Annotated in this window: 18 protein-coding genes and 1 other RNA gene; 12 read left to right on the top strand and 7 right to left on the bottom strand. The window is 57.4% G+C overall.

Annotation, left to right across the window (positions count from 1 at the left end):
• Positions 1–80: 80 nt before the first annotated feature.
• Positions 81–401: signal recognition particle sRNA (ffs, locus tag BW919_RS05825), an RNA gene on the bottom strand.
• 54 nt (positions 402–455) lie between these two features.
• Positions 456–938, bottom strand: a complete 483-nt coding sequence (locus tag BW919_RS05830; protein WP_088336089.1) for a gamma-glutamylcyclotransferase family protein — start codon at positions 936–938, stop codon at positions 456–458.
• A 25-nt stretch (positions 939–963) separates the two neighbouring features.
• On the opposite strand from BW919_RS05830, the gene BW919_RS05835 reads away from it, so the two are divergent.
• The 4 genes from BW919_RS05835 to BW919_RS05850 are packed head-to-tail and all read left to right on the top strand — an operon-like array spanning position 964 to position 5,223.
• Positions 964–2,622: a DUF2070 family protein gene (locus tag BW919_RS05835; RefSeq protein WP_088336090.1), complete on the top strand. Its 1,659-nt coding sequence runs from the start codon at positions 964–966 to the stop codon at positions 2,620–2,622.
• Between the two features lie 10 nt (positions 2,623–2,632).
• Positions 2,633–3,715: a UDP-N-acetylglucosamine--N-acetylmuramyl-(pentapeptide) pyrophosphoryl-undecaprenol N-acetylglucosamine transferase gene (locus tag BW919_RS05840; RefSeq protein WP_088336091.1), complete on the top strand. Its 1,083-nt coding sequence runs from the start codon at positions 2,633–2,635 to the stop codon at positions 3,713–3,715.
• 7 nt (positions 3,716–3,722) lie between these two features.
• Complete coding sequence (locus BW919_RS05845; RefSeq protein ID WP_157666102.1) at positions 3,723–4,289, top strand: diacylglycerol/polyprenol kinase family protein; 567 nt, start codon at positions 3,723–3,725, stop codon at positions 4,287–4,289.
• Position 4,290: 1 nt separating this feature from the next.
• A complete protein-coding gene (locus BW919_RS05850) occupies positions 4,291–5,223 on the top strand; it encodes a hypothetical protein (protein WP_088336093.1) in 933 nt (310 codons plus the stop codon).
• Here the strand turns inward: BW919_RS05850 and BW919_RS05855 are convergent, their stop codons facing one another.
• The 3 genes from BW919_RS05855 to BW919_RS05865 are packed head-to-tail and all read right to left on the bottom strand — an operon-like array spanning position 5,224 to position 7,955.
• Entirely contained in the window at positions 5,224–5,676 is a 453-nt protein-coding gene (locus BW919_RS05855; protein WP_088336094.1) for a hypothetical protein, read from the bottom strand.
• A complete protein-coding gene (locus BW919_RS05860) occupies positions 5,673–6,884 on the bottom strand; it encodes a radical SAM protein (protein ID WP_088336095.1) in 1,212 nt (403 codons plus the stop codon). The genes BW919_RS05855 and BW919_RS05860 overlap by 4 nt, the downstream gene beginning before the upstream one ends.
• Before the next feature lie 6 nt (positions 6,885–6,890).
• Positions 6,891–7,955: a M50 family metallopeptidase gene (locus tag BW919_RS05865; RefSeq protein ID WP_088336096.1), complete on the bottom strand. Its 1,065-nt coding sequence runs from the start codon at positions 7,953–7,955 to the stop codon at positions 6,891–6,893.
• Between the two features lie 34 nt (positions 7,956–7,989).
• On the opposite strand from BW919_RS05865, the gene BW919_RS05870 reads away from it, so the two are divergent.
• Genes BW919_RS05870 through BW919_RS05880 form a run of 3 tightly spaced genes read left to right on the top strand, consistent with a single transcriptional unit; the run spans position 7,990 to position 9,711 of the window.
• A complete protein-coding gene (locus tag BW919_RS05870) occupies positions 7,990–8,664 on the top strand; it encodes a nucleotidyltransferase domain-containing protein (RefSeq protein ID WP_232452965.1) in 675 nt (224 codons plus the stop codon).
• Between the two features lie 4 nt (positions 8,665–8,668).
• Positions 8,669–9,292: a hypothetical protein gene (locus tag BW919_RS05875; RefSeq protein WP_157666103.1), complete on the top strand. Its 624-nt coding sequence runs from the start codon at positions 8,669–8,671 to the stop codon at positions 9,290–9,292.
• 5 nt (positions 9,293–9,297) lie between these two features.
• Positions 9,298–9,711 (top strand): MarR family transcriptional regulator, encoded by a 414-nt coding sequence (locus BW919_RS05880; RefSeq protein ID WP_157666104.1) that lies wholly within the window; start codon positions 9,298–9,300, stop codon positions 9,709–9,711.
• Here BW919_RS05880 and BW919_RS05885 read toward each other — a convergent pair.
• Complete coding sequence (locus BW919_RS05885) at positions 9,665–10,036, bottom strand: hypothetical protein (RefSeq protein WP_088336100.1); 372 nt, start codon at positions 10,034–10,036, stop codon at positions 9,665–9,667. The genes BW919_RS05880 and BW919_RS05885 overlap by 47 nt on opposite strands.
• 98 nt (positions 10,037–10,134) lie before the next feature.
• Here BW919_RS05885 and lysS point away from each other — a divergent pair, with 98 nt between their 5' ends.
• Genes lysS through BW919_RS05910 form a run of 5 tightly spaced genes read left to right on the top strand, consistent with a single transcriptional unit; the run spans position 10,135 to position 15,156 of the window.
• Positions 10,135–11,802, top strand: a complete 1,668-nt coding sequence (gene lysS, locus BW919_RS05890) for a lysine--tRNA ligase (RefSeq protein WP_157666105.1) — start codon at positions 10,135–10,137, stop codon at positions 11,800–11,802.
• A gap of 50 nt (positions 11,803–11,852) precedes the next feature.
• Positions 11,853–12,884 (top strand): radical SAM protein, encoded by a 1,032-nt coding sequence (locus BW919_RS05895; protein ID WP_157666106.1) that lies wholly within the window; start codon positions 11,853–11,855, stop codon positions 12,882–12,884.
• On the top strand, positions 12,881–13,393 hold the full coding sequence (locus BW919_RS05900; protein WP_157666107.1) for a hypothetical protein: 513 nt from the start codon (positions 12,881–12,883) through the stop codon (positions 13,391–13,393). The genes BW919_RS05895 and BW919_RS05900 overlap by 4 nt, the downstream gene beginning before the upstream one ends.
• Positions 13,362–14,681: a radical SAM protein gene (locus BW919_RS05905; RefSeq protein ID WP_232452866.1), complete on the top strand. Its 1,320-nt coding sequence runs from the start codon at positions 13,362–13,364 to the stop codon at positions 14,679–14,681. The genes BW919_RS05900 and BW919_RS05905 overlap by 32 nt, the downstream gene beginning before the upstream one ends.
• Before the next feature lie 19 nt (positions 14,682–14,700).
• Complete coding sequence (locus tag BW919_RS05910) at positions 14,701–15,156, top strand: 30S ribosomal protein S19 (protein ID WP_088336104.1); 456 nt, start codon at positions 14,701–14,703, stop codon at positions 15,154–15,156.
• Here BW919_RS05910 and BW919_RS05915 read toward each other — a convergent pair whose 3' ends face one another.
• Positions 15,157–15,825: a hypothetical protein gene (locus tag BW919_RS05915; RefSeq protein WP_157666108.1), complete on the bottom strand. Its 669-nt coding sequence runs from the start codon at positions 15,823–15,825 to the stop codon at positions 15,157–15,159.
• Between the last annotated feature and the right edge of the window lie 41 nt (positions 15,826–15,866).

A 15,866-nucleotide genomic window follows, 5' to 3' on the forward strand; every position in this document is an offset into this window, starting at 1 on the left:
TAATTTGCAGGACAAGGTCGCTCCGCGATCCTTCCAACGTAGGAAAACGTTATGAACACGATAACGAATCACCGAGGCGGCGGCGGGCACGCCGAGGGGTGGATCCGGCCCACGGGGCCCGGCACTCCCCAGACCGACCTGCCTCCGGCGACCCCCGAGCGGCCGCGGGTCCGGGGTGGGCTGCTCCCTCTCGGGCCTGACCCGGTGCCCCGGCAAAGGCGGTGGCACGCCGCCCTCCGGCGGCGGCCCCGCCACCCCGGGCCCCCGGGGGGCCGGAGGGTCACCGGTCGGATCCGGGGAGCCGGTACCCCGAGGGACCGGACCGCCCCCTCGGCTTCGGCCCCCGCATGAGGCGGATTTCGGGTTACAGCGGACCGCCAGCCCGCCGGCCTAGCCCGCCGCCACCTGGATCAACGTCAAGGATGGTACTTATAGTTTAGGTCATGCGATCAGTGTCACTCCCGCGCGATGTACACGTATGCCTCATAACAACCCAAAGGTGTTTTCACCTCTACCAGCTCGCGCTCGTAGAGTACTGGGTACCCCTCGTACCTGTCTATCGCTCGGACATCCTCATCACTCAGCCCTGCGAGCAGTGCTCCCTTTACCTTCGATCCTTCCCGTTCGCGGATCGTGTTGTACCGGCCCTCAACGTCCTCAAGCGCTAGCTCGTACCCCTCCAGTACCGCTGGGTAGATGATCATAGGCAACCTGTTGAGGACACCGACGACCATCTCGGGGTCAGTAAGGGTTCCGTACGCGAAGACCCGCTCCGGGGGAAGGTCTTTTGACGGTCCCTCCTCGGTCGGAGTGACTACCAGTGCTCCGCAGGATTCCGTGACCTTATACGAGAACACGGCCTCTTCTTCCTCCTTCGGGTCCCTCTCCGGCAGGAACATTTGACGACCACCTCTCCCAACGTACACGTACACTTCCACACGGGTCCCCGGGGGAACCCACCCGTTGGCCCGTCTTATGCGTTTGTCCTTCCGACTACCCTCTCTCCGAGATTGTGTCCTAGGATGGGTCCTCCTCCTAGGAACCTCCGCACTGTACTCGCCCTACTTGACGATCTACGTAACGTTAACCGCGCTCGCTTCATTCGCCACCCTACTATTGGACCGCCTCGCTAAGCGGGACGTGCCCCCGAATCGGTGGCCTTTCGTCGGTTTAGTCTATGCGGCACCGCTAGTCCTGAGCGTCCCACTAGGGACCGTTGCGGTATCCGTCGTAAAAGGCGTAATGTCGACGTTCTTGACCTTGGCTCTGCTTGGTACGGTTCGCTCCGGTGTACTTCGAGTGGTTCCCGTGCTCGCGTACCTCGTGATAGATTCGTTGGTCTTAGCCACCCTGACAGGAGTCCATCTCCTACCGCTCCTTCTGGCGTCGCTTACGGGGGGAACCGTAGGCGCCTCTGTAGTGGCAGTTGTCGACGCACTGACCTTGGCATCACTTGGCATCCGGACAACCGACGCTCTCGGGGAGTTCCTGTCCTTCAAATCGGGCCGAGATCATTCTCTGCACTCCCTTTTCAAGGGTATGGAGACCCGAACGCGGGTTCGGGTCCCAGTTCGGGTATTCGTGTTTGTGGCGAAGAACAACGACGTGAAAGGTTGTTTCGTGATTCCTTGGATTCACCCCGGCCCGTTAGGTGACGTTGGGGGAGGGGACCTCCCAGGCAGGATCGTGCGACGGTTGCTGAGAGAAGGTATCGTACCACTCGTTTTCCACTCCACGACAACACACGACTTCAACCCGGTGGATCGGCGGGAAGCTGGCAAGATCGTGGAAGAGACGGTCAAGCTGGTGCGCGAGGCCGTGGATCGAGAGGGCTGCAGTGTAGGTTCCGCTCCGGTCCGCGGGGAAGAGACGGATTCTGTCGGACAAATATTGGGTGGTAGACTCTTCCTTGTACTGTCGAAGTATCCCGAGCCCAGTGACGACATAGATGCTGCCACTGGGATAGCCCTCGAACGCGATACTGGTGGCTGGGTTGCGGATTGTCACAACAGCTTCGGAGATCCCGATCGTGGTAGGGTTTACGTGTTCTCCGAGGATTTCTGGCGGCTCATGCGGGACGCTCGCAGGATCTCTGAGAGAGTGAAACCGATCCCAGGACTCAGGGCGGGATTCGATCACGTCGATCCAGGTCTTGACCCTGAAACGGGCTTGGGCAGCGGTGGTGTCTCCGTGGCGGCAGTGGAGGCAGGTGGGGCGCGCACACTATACGTAGTGTTCGACTCGAACAGCATAGTACGCGAACTCAAGGAGGAGGTAGAGCGAACGCTACGGGATCTCGCCGAAGAGGTCGTGGTCTGCACCTCCGACTCCCACGAGGTTAACCCCAGGGGTTATAATCCGCTCGGGCAGATCATGGGACGTGACGATAAGAGGAGGTTACTGAAGGCAGTTAGACGTGCGGCCGAGGGGGCGATCGAGGACCTCGAAGAGTGCGAGGTCGTTCCCGTGGAGGGATGGGTGAAAGTAGAAGTCACGGGTCCGGGGAGCTTCCAGCGACTAGTTCACTCCGTGGAGACTACCAGGACTGTGATCAGAGTACTCCTCCCGACGGCGTTCCTGGGGGTGACCCTTCTTTCGCTCCTCTTCGGTATCCGCACGTGATGACACGAATGTGTACTGTACGGCCTTCGGCCTCGGGTTCGGTCACGCTTCGAGGATGGTGGGGCTCGGTAGGGAGCTATGTCGGATCGGGCTTGAACCCGTGTTCAGCTCCTTCGGTGAAGGACGCAAGATGCTCACCCGTGAGTTCCCAGACGCACCCGTGTACGGGCTTCCTAAGATGGAGTTGTTCTCAGAGGACGGTTCATTCGATCTGTTCTTACTTCTACGCCGTCATCCCGACTTGCCGCTGAGATTCTACGCTGGTGTAGAGGCCGATCGGCGCGTGATTCGGCGACACGGGTGCAAGGTCGTCGTTTCTGACTGTCAGTTCCACGCCCTCGTCGCCGCTCAGGTTATGGGTATACCGGCAATAGTAATCTCGAATATGCTTAGAATACCAGGCGAAGGTTCTCTTGTGCGACTGATTAACGGAACACTTCGACGCATGTTCGAACTCGCCGACATCGTCCTCATACCCGACACTTACGACGACACCTACGACGTTCCGGAGATAGACACGGAGGTCGTGTGGGTGGGACCCATCCTGAAGCGTCGACCCGATGAGTTGCCGCCCAGAGACGCGATACGTCGGAAGTACGGGATTCCGGACGATGCGACGGTGGTCTTAGTCACGGCCGGAGGGTCCAAATACAGCCGTCAGATAGTTCGGGTCGCAGTGGAAGGCCTTAATCTACTCTCCAAGTCGATCGACGTGTTTCCGGTCATCGTCTCGGAAGAGCGTGTCGGTGGCGGGCTCGGGCTTCAGTTACGGTACGTGAATAACCTCCTAGAACTCATCAAAGTCTCGAACGTGGTCGTTACTCACGGGGGCCACACGACCCTCTCCGAGTGTGCCTGCTTACGGACGCCTGTAGTTTCGGTACCTCTGCCCAATCATCCCGAACAGCACGTGAACGCCGAGCGAGTTCTCCAACGGGGATTAGGGGTCGCTGTGCCTCCTGAAGAACTCTCATCGGAGCGGATTGCGAAGGCCATAGAGCAAGCCATCGACTGGAAGGTACCTAAAATCAGGATGATGGATGGAAGGGGGGCCGAGCGCGCTGCGCGCATTGTCGCAGGAATGCTCGATTAACAGGGAGTTGGGCCGCCAGCTTATCCACGCTACGTTCGGTCTTCTGTTCCTCGTCCCCCTTCACGCGCTCGGAGTGTACGAGTTCGCCTTACTACTACTCTCAGGTCTCATCGCTGGTATATCCGTATCCTTAGCGTTAAGGCGCGGCTTTCACGTTCCAATAGCGAAAGAACTCGTAGACGCCTTCGAACGGCCCGACGAGATGCACATACCCGGTCAAGGTACGCTCCACTTCGTAATGGGTCTCTTCTTGGCGACAATCATCTGCCCCTACACAAAGGTCCTCGACGTCACGATCATCGTCCTATCCGTCGGGGACAGTGCCTCCACGATTGCGGGCAAGGCCATCGGGCGTACCCCTATACCTTACAGTCCCAGGAAGACCGTGGAGGGCAGCCTCGTGGGTTTCACCACCGCCGCCTTAGCCTCACTGGCTTGGACCGGGGATGTGGTGATCTCTATCCTAGCGGCAGGGGTCGGAATGCTCGTCGAAAGCTTGCCCACGCCGAATGACAACGTGACGATACCGGTGGCCGTCTCTGTGGCGCTAAGTTTCTGGTGGGGACTACTGTAGATTGCGCTGGAACATGGCAGTAGGGATCACTGCTCTAACTCTTATTCTCCTCGTCACCGCGCTAGCACCATCCTACGTCCCGGCCGCGTGCCTACTGCTAGAGGGTGGAAGCCGCTCTAAACTCATAGCTTTCCTGGGACTCCTCTCGATGCTCTCGGTAGGATCTGTGGTTGTAAGAAAGCGTCCCGATCCACTTGTCACGAGCCTCCTCCTCTTGGCACTCCCATTCATCTCGAACTTGCTCCATTGCGTCGCCGCTAAGTCGATCGGTGTGCCGCCAGGCTCGGAGTTTTTCGTGTTCAACGGCCGAGTACTCGAAGGAGACTCGCCCCTCCACACCCATCTGGGCAAAGCAGCGCTTACCTGGGCGCTCGAACGTGTCTGTAGGATCCCCATGTACATCCACTGTGGCATGTCACTGGTGGAGACGTACCCTACCTATGTCCTCGCCACTGAATTCGTGGTAGTGTCTCTCTCGATCCTGTTAGGTGTGTTTAACACCAGAGACCCTCTGTCTTGCTTGGCTTCCTCTCTGTTAGTCTTGAGTTCTATCGATGGCGGGGCATTTTCTCTTCCGTACGTCCATGGTAGCTGGATGTTGGCGTTGAGATACGTACGTGAACCTGAATTGATGATCGTGCTTCTATGGTTCGCTGTACTGTCCCCGTACTGCAAACTGGTCTTGGGAACTCTCCTGACCCACACGTATTACGGGGATCGGTGGGATTACGTTCGCCTCCAGGTACTCTCGGGCTCGCTCGACGGGCCGTTGAAGTCGTTAGGAGGTGTTCGATGCGACGGGTACTACATACTCCCGGTGAGGAGTTGTGCGGAGTGGAAAGAATTCCTCCGAGACCTCGAGGATTCACTTCTGAGGTCGAATGCCCGATGGGTCGCCTTCTGCACGTTTCCTAACATGGCTATATACGTTTAACTAGTTAACTAGTCTATCTCGTAGCATCTTCTCCAAAATCGACTTAGTGTTCAACCTTAGAGCTTTCTGTAGGAGCGACGAGGCCTCCTGAACGTAACTTTCGAGGAGTCTCTCGTGCCTCTCCTCCAGGTCATTCACTTTGCTCTCGAGCTCTTCGGTTTCAGAGCTTAGCTTCGAGCGTGCCTCTTTCAACCTACTGCGTAGCTGTTCGATCTCATCACGCAGTTCTCGGAGCTCTTCCCTGACGCCCTTCTCGCGGTCAAGCGTCTTTAGTACAAGTTCAACGTCGAAATCCGCCTGAACCAGTTTGGTGAGCACGCGGTCGTACTCGTCCTCTGGAAGTTCTTCCCTTAGTCGCTCGGTCAAATCCTCGAGGAGCTTCTCAAGGCGCCGTGCGGTCTCCGGATCTAGATCCCGAAGGATCTCGCCTAAAGGCGCTGTATACGCCTTCAACTCCCGTCCCCTTCGAGTTCGTCAATGCGGACCGGCAACGTAGCGTCTGGTGGAATCTTGCGGATGTACCTCCGCCTAACCTCCGGATCCTGCATCCTGCAATGAGGTCTCCACCTCCCCCATTCTGGGTGTGAAGTAATTCGCTTCCACGCCGCCTTTAGTCCATCCTCGCGGATGTTTCCGAAGGAAATCGGAGTGAAGTCACACGGTGTGACTTCTCCGTCGTTAGTCACGTGGCACTGCACGTACCCGGCGAAACACCCGGCTCCGTGCTCGCTGTTCACGTAAGACATCGTGGAGACCCGTGGTCCACTCCTCCTTTCGTGGTTCCACTTGAGGTGGAGGTTAATGAGATCTTCCCGGTGCTCGGCCGATAGCATCACACTCTCCTCGTGAAGCAGCCGGCCGGTCGGTACGGCATCGAAAATCGTAACCTCGTGCGCTCCCAGGTCGGCGGCGAGACGGACCACGTCCTCCACCTTGCCAGTCTCCACGGTTTCCTGTGTCGCATAAGTCGAAACTCCGACTAGTAGCCCCACATCGAGAGCGGCTTTGATGCCACTTATACACCGCTCGAAGAGTCCGGGGACACCCCTAAGTTCGTCGTGCTCCTCGGGATCCGGACTGTCGATACTGACGTGTATTGCGTACAACCCGGCTTCTTTTAGCTCTTCCACTCGGTCTTCCAGAGTGTACCCAGATGTGAACGCCGTGGCGACAGCTCGGTTGCCGTCCACGGCTCGAATGAGTTCGGGTAAATCCTCTCTGAAGAGCGGATCTCCCCCGGTGAAAGTCACGTTGTAGGTGCCGAGGTCGAGCGCATCCTGAATCGCTCGTTGCCAGTCCTCTGTTGAGAGTTCTGTAGGTTTCCGTCTATCGGCACTACAATGCACGCAGTTACATGGACATTTACAGGTCACGGCCATGGTGACGGCTTCTGGAACGCGACGGCCCAGGACTTCAGACTTCAGCCTCGCCCGGAGGACACGCGTGAACGCCCGACTGGGGAACGGCGGTAGATACAGTGAGAACACAATTCTGTCCTCGAGGACGGCCGCCGGCTTCTCCTCCTCTAGGTGTTTGAACAACTTCTTGAGTGGTCTTAGGAGTGAAGCGAGCTTACCTTCCATTTCGAATCTGACACTGCCTTGTTCCATCCTAGCTTTGATCCGGATCCCAGGCTTCTCGAGTACCGTAATGGCTGTCAAAGGCTGTTACGTCCCCAGTACTTGATAAGGTACTCTCAAGTTGAGTACGAGGAGGATCAGTGCAACTATGGAGACTGTGGTCGAAAGACGGGAAGCTAAAGGCGGATCCATCACCTCACGAAACACCTCGTGAACTATCCGTCCACCGTCTAATGGTTTGACGGGGAGCAGGTTAGCGACACCGACGCCCAGTGATAGCGTCCCTAACATGTTGAGGAACATCACGAGCGTCACCATTACCTCGGAGATGAAGTACCCTCCGAAGTTCGGTATGACGTAAACGCCGAGCACCGGCCGGCCTCGATGCTCGTGTACCTCCACCGACTTGGTTCCTGAATCCGTGACCACCTGAACTACGTTACCGGGCTTATGGTTCGCCAATGCCCGTCGGAGGTCGACGATGGTTTTAACCGGTTGTCCGTCGACTTCCTTGATTACCTCTCCTGCATGCAGTGGTACGTCCTTGAACATCTTACCGTGGACCACAACACCCGACGTCACGTATCCCGGTATCGTGCTTAAGCCGAGTACGGCCCCCATAGCGATGAACGACGTAAGCACGTTGAACGCCGGTCCGGCACTGAGGACCTCTATTCGCCGCCTCAGTGGAGCGCATCGGAACTCTTCCTCTTCGAGTTCTACGAAGGCACCCGGGAGAACGACCACCAGGAAGAAACCTATTCTCTTGATCCGGATCCCTGAGAGTCGCGCGGCAACTGCGTGACCGAGCTCGTGGACTGTCAGGATGACCGCCAACGATGCCAGGCCCGAGATGAATGGTAAGGTGATCCCCGGGAGGAGTACGGTGAATCCGCCAGAACCTTCCGAGGCCCCCTTTACGAGCGTATATATTGCGAACGTTAAGCCCGCGAAACCCAGGATCGGGGATGCGCGTACCGAAACTTTCAGAACGGGGTCCAAGAGCGTATGTTCCAGCCAACGATCCATGAAATCGACGCTCTGAGTCGCACGGTAGAGGATACCGTAGCGGAACTTCATTCCCGCTGCCCGTCCCAGGATCATTGAGGCTAGGATGATTGTGAGTGTGATCGCGACCGTTTCAGCTTCCAATGGAATCCCCCGGTGTGAGTGAACTTTGAGGGAAGTGAGGTATACGGAAGAGCATTGGGAGTTGCTACACGCGCTCAGGGATCGAGCCAGAAGGGTCGTGGAAACTCTATCACAGCTGGGGTTGGAAGGTTGGGTACATGGAAGTGTTGCCCGCGGCGACGTGAGACCTGGTAGCGATGTGGACGTGTTCGTACCAACTCCTGTCTCACCTCACGTAGTCGACGCGTTCATGGACACGGCACCGTTCGAGGTGGTTGGAGTTACCGCGGTACTACCAACACCCCGGGACTGTGTCCGTATCAAGGTCGCGATGGAGGAAGACATTGAAGTGACATTCCCCATCACGCCGCCGACGGACCGTGAACTAGAGTTTTTCGACTTTTCGGGAAAGCTCACCCCCGACTCGCTGAAGCTGGACGAACGGGTTCCAGGCGTGGATAAGCGACTGAGGATGATCGAGCCCGAACCCTGGGGTCATGTGGAGTACTCGATCCTAGGCCGCGAGGGAGAGGCTGCTACGAAACTCGGGGTGAGCACGCAGTTGGTTCACGAGAGGGTTCGCGCCTTGACGCGCAGGGATAAAGTAGGGGTACAGGGGGTGCACGCGAAGGTCGAAGGTCGACCGGGAGAGCCGGTCATCGAACTCCTTCGAGAGCTCGGAAGGCGTAACCCGAAGGCGGCTGAGAAGCTATCCGAACTCGGGGTGTAAGCCGTTGACGAAGCCCGTCGAGCCGGACGACCCTAGGATACGACTGCTCCTGGCGTACGTGAACCGAGTGAAGGAACGTGCCGCTTCCGGCGGCTACAGCGGTGTCAATCGACGACGGTTCACGGAAGTTCTGCGATCCATAGAGTCGACGCTCCAGGAGCTCAGGTACTCGTACTTGCCGCCGGAGGACGTCTCGGAGAGGCTGAAAGACTCACTGCCCGTCCTGAAGGACGTCGTCGATTCGAAGGAACCCGAGCTCAGATGGCTCGTTGAGTACTTGGAGCACGTCGATGAAGTCTTCGAACGCGAGATAAGGGACGAGTCCGACGCCGTACTGTGCGTGGTCGGTGAAGTCGGAAACGTCCGAGAACACCCGGACGCGGACAACCTCTACATCACGGTGGTAAACACGGGCCGGTTCGGCAAGCGTACCGTCGTTACGAACCTTACCGACGTGGAGGAGGGCGACTCTATGTCCATTGCTTTGCTCCCGCCTAGGGAGTTCTCCGGAGTTGTCAGTGAGGGGATGTTCTGCGGGGAAGCCGATGGAGAGCCGGGGGAAATCATAGAACCACCCAAGCGCGGTGAGGTGCGGAGTATCGTATTGGAATGGATAGAAGGGGTATGAGGACTATGGTTAGCACTGATGACCTCACGTACCGCGAGAAGCTGGTATTATTGGCGCTATACGAGGAATTCGACGGTGGTCCCGCTGGAGTGAAGAAACTGGCTCCGGTCGTACACATGGACAAGACAAAGGTCTCTAGAGCCCTGAACGCGCTCGAAGAGAAGGGACTCGTGGAGTTCGAGCACATGGAAGGACGTCGCCTTACCGAGGAGGGCGAGGAAATCGCCGAGAAGATCGCAAAAGATATGGAACTACCGGAGGATGAAGGTCCTTACCAGTGCTCCGACTGCGGCAGGAAATACAAGCATCTACGACTTAAGTGCGCAGTATGTGGCGGCGAAATCGAAGTGAACAAGGACCACCCGGATGCGGCTAAAGCCGAGTGGAACCTGGAGCGTGCGAGGATGGGCTACCTGTAGAGTTCTTGCGACGAAACGTCAAAACCCTTCTGTTCTTTCCCCATGACACGTGTACTTCTCCAGAGTCAGCGAACTGAATGACAACAATTTCTCGTCTCTTCACGTCACCCTGAGCGTTCACCGTAGTAACTTCGGCACGGACGTACGTCACGTTACCCGCCTCATCCTCGAACAACGGTCGAATTCCCACGACAAGTTCCCCTTCCTCCCTCGCCAAGATGGAGTTGGCGCAGTATACTAGGGGACGATACTGCTCCCACCCCTTGTCATAAACCGTGATCTCCTCAGATCCCACGCCCATCGCCTGGAGAATCCTCGTCAGCACGAGATCGGCCCCCCGAAGTTACCGGCGGGAAAGGCGTCGACACACCCGCTCCGTTATTTATCGACCTCGAGTGAACAAGCCCACTGGGGAGCTGTCGCTTGACTAAGGAACACTGGTCGGAGATTAAGGCGCGGGAAGTTATCGAGCACTGTCAGGAGCACGCTGACGAACTCCAAGACGAGATAGTCGTGGCCAGCGGGGCCTCGACATCCGGACGTCTTCATGTAGGAAATGCCCGAGACGTTCTCACCGCAGACGCCGTGGCCCGAGTCCTGCGAGAGCGTTACCATGAAGATGTTCGGGTCGTATGGGTTTCCGACGATGTGGATCCTCTACGTCGCATCCCACGTGACCTCGACGGTAAACTCTCGGAGGATTATCTCGGTATGCCATACAAGGCAATTCCAGTCGGCGACGAACCCTATTCCGACCGCTGGGCTCGTAACTTCGTGGAGGAGCTTCGTGAGTTCGGTGTGGAGGTTGATTGGATATCGTCGGCTGAACTGTACACAGACAGCAGCTTCGCAAAGCTGGTCCGAGAGGTCGTGAACGATTACTATGGCGGCGGTAGGAGGCTCGCGAGCGTTCTCGAACGTTTCGGACTGGAGGATGCGCGGGTCTACATGCCAGTCTGCGAGGAGTGCGGTCGCATCGCTACCACTAGGGTGGTCGACGTAGACGGTTGGCGCGTCGAATACGTCTGCGAAGGGCAGCATGAGATAGGGGACGCCGTTCTGGAGGGATGTGGACACCGTGGAGAGCTCGACCTTAAGAAGCCGATCGAGGTCAACGGGTTTGAGATCCCACCGGGCAAGCTCGGATGGAGGATCGAGTGGCCGACCCGCTGGGTTTACCTGGGTGTCGCCTGTGAACCCTTTGGCAAGGATCACTACGTGGCCGGAGGTTCGTACGAGGTGGGATCGGCGATCGCCGAGGAGTTCTTCGGGTTCCCAGCCCCGGTACCGGTACCCTACGAGTGGATCACGCTCGACGGCAAGGCGATGTCCTCCTCCAAGGGGCATTACGTGACCCTGTCCGATTGGGGTGAAGTATGCCATCGCGAGGTACTCCGCTACCTCGTCCTGCGCGGCAAACCGCTGAAACATCTCGACCTGGACTTACGGTTCGGTCTTTTGCAGGCGGTGGACGACTACGATGAGTTAGAGAAGCGGTATTTCACCGGTGAATCCGACGAGAGGGAGCGGCGTATATACGAGCTCTCCCGAGTCGATAGGATCCCGGAGGAATGTCCACCCCACGTACCGTTCCGGTTCTGCGCCGTCGTGGCTCAGGTGGTGGGTATCGAGGACGACGTCTCGGAGGAAGAGTTCGAACGAGCGCTGGAGATATTCCGGAGGACCGGACACCTCGAATCTGAGCCAGAGGACTTCGGTCGGGAGTGGCTCCGTGAGAGACTCGAGAAGGCCTCGCGATGGGTGGATAAGTACGCCCCGGAAGAGGCCAGGTTCAGGGTTCGGGATGAACCGGAACCCGTGAAGCTGTCAGACCGGGAGCGGGAGTTCCTCGAGGACCTGGCCCGCCGGTTAGAATCGGAAACAACTAAAGAAGATCCGGAAACATTACAGCGGGCTGTGTTCGAGGCCGCCCGTACCGTCAGATTACGCCCCGCGGACGCCTTCAGAGTGTTCTACAATGTCGTGATCGGGAAGGACCGAGGTCCACGCGCTGGCACCCTCATCGCGGCCGTGGGGGTGGATCGGATTTCGAGGCTGATCCGAGGCTGCCTCGAGGCTTCCGAAGACTAGACACCGGAAACGTGGTCCTTGGTGCCTTCCCGAAGGGTTGTAGGCTCTGCGTGTGCGGAGCTAAGCTGGTGGTATTCGTGACCGGGGTGTGTGACCGTGGGTGTTGGTACTGCCCTGTATCGCCGAGGAAGAAAGGGAGCGACGTTTCCTTCGCCAACGAGCGTCCGATACGATCTGAACGTGATCTAATTGAAGAAGCGGAATTGATGAACGCTGAGGGAGCGAGTCTCACCGGCGGCGATCCGTTAATGCGTTTCGAGAGGACCGTCGACGTCATTCGCACGCTCAAAGACGAGTTCGGCGACGATTTCCACATCCACCTTTACGTACCTGCGGAGTCCGTCAGGGAAGGGGCAGTTGAAGAACTAGATGGAGCGGGACTGGACGAGCTGCGCGTGCATCCATCTTCAGACTCGATAGTCAACAGGCGTGCGGCCGAGGTCCTGGAGGACTCCGGGATGGATCTGGGGTTCGAGATGCCCGCCATCCCTGGGGAAGAAGACTGGATCCAGGAGGTGGCTAAACTAGCGGACGAGTACGGGTTCGAATTCCTCAACGTCAACGAGCTGGAATTCACCGAGTCCAATGCCGAAGAGCTCAGAAGACGTGGGTTCGAGCGCGTAGATGACGATATGTCCGACGCTGTCGCCGGGAGCGAGAGGACTGCCCTCACTGCGCTGTCGGAGGTTGCTAACAACGTCGGCATCACCCTCCATTACTGTCCTTCCGAGGTAAAGGACTCCATCCAGTTCCGGGAAAGGATCAAGAGAATGGCGAAGAACGTGGCACGTGACCACGAAGAGATCGATGAGGAGGGACTCATAGTGAAGGGGATTTTCGAGGTAGTATCAGGCGATCCGGAGGATCTCGCCAACGTACTGATCAACATCCTCGAGGTGCCCGAAGAATGGGTGCATGTGGATGGGAACCGAGTAGAGACGAAGCCGTTCGTCGTCGACGAGCTCGCCGACGTACTTTCGGATTTGGAGGAGGCCTCTCGATGTGAGATCAGGGCTTGGATCATCCGTGAGTACCCGACATGGGATAGAACTGTGATGGAACGATGGCCGGTGCGGGGGTGAGCGCATCGCGTGAAGATATTGCACTCCGGCTACGACGCGTGATCAGGGTCTGGGGGGCAGCGCTGTACGTAGGCTCCGTACTCCTCATCATTCTGATCGCCGCGCTAGGACTCGAAGCTCTAGGCCAATACAGCTACCAGGCTCAAGTGCTGCTTTTCGGTAACTACAGGGGACAACTGGCGGAGATCAATGAAAAGTATCAAGTGCTCAAGACGGAGTTCGATCAAGCTAATCAGAAGCTACAGGCACTACGTGACTTGTACCCGATCTCGAGTACCGACCTCCACCAAGTCGAGAAAATTCGCGCTAAAGCCTCCCTAGAGATTCAGTCATTGAAATGGAAGAAGGAAGACGCCGAATTCGCGGTCTACGTGCTGAAGGATCCGGCAACCTCCGATCTGAAGCTGAAGGAATGTATGGCGGAGCTACGACGCGCGGAAGCCGCGGTAAAGGCGTTCATGCGGGCGGTCAAGGGACTTGAAGACAAGTACGCCGGCAGGGTCCGCTGAAGTCGATCTGAACAACCTACATCCAGATCTAGAAGTCGATCGACACTCCGGCTACTTACGGTTCAGACTCTACAGGCTGATCGAGTTTGAGGTGGAACCCGAAGAATTTCACAGAATGGTAGCCTCCGTAATCTCCAAACGTGAGCGGCGCACGGTGCCGGTCACCCTGCACGACACTCGTGTAGCTGCTCCGGTACCCCGTGAGGTGTTGGTCGGCGTTTTAACCGATCTCATATCCGGACTCGCCGGCGAGTCCGGGAAGAACGCCTACACGGGTCGTAGGGTGTATTACATCACCGAGACCACGGGTATTCCGCTGATAGGTCACACGGCTTTCGGTATCATCGACCGTGGAACCAATGTAATACAGGTGCGCCCGCTCTCCGGGTGCAATCTATGCTGTATATACTGCAGCGTAGACGAAGGGCCGATCTCCCGCACGCGTTGGCGTGATTTCATGGTGGATCCCGACTACTTGATGGAGTGGTTCGACGTCGTAGCCGAGTTCAAAGGTCAGGGGCTCGAAGCACACCTCGACGGTCAAGGTGAACCCACGCTGTACCCTTTCCTACCCGATGTGGTCCAAGCTCTCAAAGAGCACCCGAATGTCGTCATCGTCTCCATACAGACTAACGCCGTACCTCTGAGCGAAGACCTGGTGGACGAGCTTGTCGAGGCTGGAATCGACAGGTTCAACGTGAGCGTTAACTCGCTCGATCCGAAAAAGGCTCGGGCCATGGCGGGTCGGAAGGACTACGACGTCGAGCATGTGAAGAAGGTGGTCGAGTACATAGCCCAAGAGACCGAGGCCGACGTACTGGTAGCGCCGCTGTGGTTGCCGGGCTATAACGACGACGACATCGTTGAAATCATCAAGTGGGCGACGAAAATAGGTGCGGGGAAGCGGTGGCCGCCACTCGGAATCCAGAACTACTTAGAGTATAGGTTCGGCCGACGACCTAAGTTCCTGCGTCGGATTGTACCGATGAAAGAGTTCCACAGGTGGCTCAGAGAACTTGAAAGCAGGACGGGAGTTCGCCCACTGGTGCTCAAACCAGAACACTTCGGGACCGAGCCCAGGAAATCACTACCGAAACCGTTCCGACGGGGAGACGTGATCAGAGCGGAAATAGTGTTGGAAGGACGGTTACGGGGTGAGATGATAGCCCGAGCGGCCGATCGCGTTATCGCCATCCCGGACTCCGCCAAGATATTAAATGTGGGAGACCGCGTCCGGGTGAGAGTGACGAGGGACAAGCACAACATCTTCGTAGGGACCTTGGTCTGAACAAGGGGGAGAATCACCGATGGCGGAGGAACGTTCGAAGGATGACATACCGGACTGGTGGGAGAAGGAGTGGGTTGAGTTCAGGTACCGTGGCTACACCCTGGATGAGCTGATGAAGATGCCCATCGAGGAGTTCATTGAGCTACTCCCCGCACGCCAGCGTCGCTCACTGAAACGCGGCTTGCCTTCCAGACACAAGAAGCTGCTACGCAAAGTCCGGCGAGCTAGGAGGCTCCTTAGGCTCGGTAAGAAGCCCCCGGTGATCCGGACCCACTGCCGGGATATGATCATCCTGCCCGAGATGGTAGGACTGACCATTGCGGTGTACAACGGAAAGGAGTTCAAAGAGGTGAAAATCGAGCCGGAGATGATCGGCCACTACCTTGGTGAGTTCGCCAAGACCAGGAAGACTGTCGAGCACGGAGATCCAGGAATTGGTGCTACACGGAGCTCGTTGTTCGTGCCGCTGAAGTAATCACCACCTAGCATCGGGCACCTCGACGTGTACGCCGTATAGGGACAGTTTCCTGTCCACCTCCAGCACCCTTCTCACTGCGGATAAAGCTATTGAACCCGATTTCAGCGCAACCCAGTACTCGAAAAGACCGTCATACTCCGTGCCCACCTTGCTATCCTCCATTTCCAGTATACCGGGCTCATCAGGTCCTGAAGAAGTGATCCTCCGGACTATCTCCCGGAACTTGTTCGTGACCTTTCGCACGTTCCAGTCCCGCTCTTCATCGTACTCCCTCAAGTGGCACAAGGCGATTTTTAGGACGTCAACCAGCGACCGTCCCCGTCGTTTCACGGGTTCATCGATCGAGGCTGATCCACGAACCTTAAGCTCGTCCAGCGGCCCTCGTGAGCGTGCCTCGTGCCTTTCGAGGATCACTTCTACGATCCGTGGGAGAGACGTGGAGTCCGCCTGGCGTACGGTAACTTCGAACGTGTACCTGGTATCGGATGTCACGTACTGCACTATGCGATTGGTGGGAAGCTTCTCCTCGGCACGTACCCACACCATCAGCGAGCATCTAGCTTCCGAATACTCCTTCAGAGGGACGTGTTCGGCCATTTCTTTTAAGGTTTTATAAATCTCCTTCACGCGTCCACTTTTGAGCTCGGGGGCACACTCCCTGGTCAATTCCATCCCGGTCCTGCGAGGCGAGGTCTGTACCCCCCGGA

The sequence above is a fragment of the Methanopyrus sp. KOL6 genome (genome assembly GCF_002201915.1).
Taxonomy (GTDB): Archaea; JAADCQ01; Methanopyri; order Methanopyrales; family Methanopyraceae; genus Methanopyrus.